The 1,479-nt window shown below is 79.2% G+C and carries 3 protein-coding genes; 1 reads left to right on the forward strand and 2 read right to left on the reverse strand.

Annotated elements, in window-relative coordinates; translation table 11 throughout:
* Positions 1-195: 195 nt before the first annotated feature.
* Entirely contained in the window at positions 196-606 is a 411-nt protein-coding gene (locus tag PYV61_RS25220) for a hypothetical protein (protein WP_275836641.1), read from the forward strand.
* 157 nt (positions 607-763) lie between these two features.
* On the opposite strand, the gene PYV61_RS25225 is transcribed toward PYV61_RS25220, so the two are convergent.
* On the reverse strand, positions 764-985 hold the full coding sequence (locus tag PYV61_RS25225) for a hypothetical protein (RefSeq protein ID WP_275836642.1): 222 nt from the start codon (positions 983-985) through the stop codon (positions 764-766).
* Positions 982-1,461 (reverse strand): penicillin acylase family protein, encoded by a 480-nt coding sequence (locus PYV61_RS25230; protein WP_275836643.1) that lies wholly within the window; start codon positions 1,459-1,461, stop codon positions 982-984. Before PYV61_RS25230 ends, PYV61_RS25225 begins: the two co-directional genes overlap by 4 nt.
* Between the last annotated feature and the right edge of the window lie 18 nt (positions 1,462-1,479).

The raw sequence follows: 1,479 nt of genomic DNA on the forward strand, positions 1-1,479 counted from the left end.
GGGGCGGGCGCGCAGGCGCGCCGATCCCGGCGCCGCGGCCGGGAGGGCGGGCGCCGCGGCCGGGCGGCAGGCGAGCGCGAGGCAGAGGGCCAGCAGCGGGGCGAGCAGCGGGACGCGCGGGCGGGGCATGCGGGGAGAGATGCCCCCGCCGCCGCGCTGGCGGCAACCATCGGCGTGTCCGATCGTAGTGAGAACGTGACCACCGCCCTCGTCCGCACCCACGACTCCGCCCGCGACGCCGCGGTCGACCGCTTCCTGGCGCGCCTCGGCGCGCTCGGACCCGTCGGCTGGGGGCGGCTCGACGCGATCGCCGAGCGCGAGGCGCCGCTGATCGCCGGGCTGCCGTCGCTCGCGGGGCTGCGGCGCGGGGTGGCGATCGGGCGCGCGATGCTCGACGACGCGCCCGACGCCCGCCGCCTCGACGGCCACCTGCGCAGCCTCGCCGACCTGCACGCCGCGCACCCCGGGGCGCGCGCCGAGACGCTGGCGCTGCTCGCCGCGGCGCTGCTCGCGCTGCGCGTGCGCGACCGGCTCCCGGCGGACGAGTTCGCGCGCCTCTACGAGCCGCTCGCGCGCGTGCTGCCGCTGGCGGCCGTCGACCCGTGAACGCGCGACACGCCGATCCCGGCCGCGGCGCTCACGGGCGCGGCGGGCGCTCCATCGGCAGGCCGGCCGCGATCCAGTCGGCCTTCCCGTCGCGGTAGTCGCGCACGTTGGTGTAGCCCAGCGCCGCCAGCTCCCGGGCGGCGTACCGTGAGCGGGGTCAGCCGGGGTCCCAGCAGTACAGCACCACCTCGGCGTGCGGGTCGGGGACGTGCGCGCGCACGACGTCGACCGCCGTCTCGGGGGGCGCCGCGATCGCGCCCGGGAGGTGGTGCTTGCGCCAGTAGCCCGTGGGGAGCACCTCGAACAGCGCCGGCGGCGTGGGCGACTGCAGCCGCGCCCACAGCTCCTCGCGCCCGACCACGGCGACGTCGTCGCTCACGGGCGCAGCACCTCGCGGCGCACGGCGGCGGCGTCCACCGCCCCCGTGGTGTAGGGGAGCGGGAAGTAGCGCCCGGCCGCCCACCCCGCGAACAGGTTGCGGTAGAACGGGCTGCGCGGGTCGCCGCTCTGCCCCGGCGTGTTGGTGCCGACCGAGCGGTCCCAGTCGGCGAGGTCGACGACCACGCGCAGCGACGCGCCGTGCCCCTGCCGGTCGGTGTCGCCCGTCGCGTTGAGCGTGTTCGCCGAGCCGCCGCGCGGCAGCGTGCCGACGTCGTACTCGCCCCCGAGCGGGTGCGGGATGGCGGTGTGGTGGTAGCGCGGCTGCCCGAGCATCCATCCCGCGGGGTCGGCGCCAAGCCGCGCCCGCAGCGTGTCGACGGCCTGCGCCAGCGTGGCGCCGAGCAGCGCGTCGCGCGCCGCGGCGCGTCCGCCCTCGTCGAACACGCCGCGCGGCGCGCGCGCGGCGTCGGCCACCTACTCCACGACGCGGCG

Source organism: Roseisolibacter sp. H3M3-2 (assembly GCF_029211165.1).
Lineage (GTDB): Bacteria > Gemmatimonadota > Gemmatimonadetes > Gemmatimonadales > Gemmatimonadaceae > Roseisolibacter.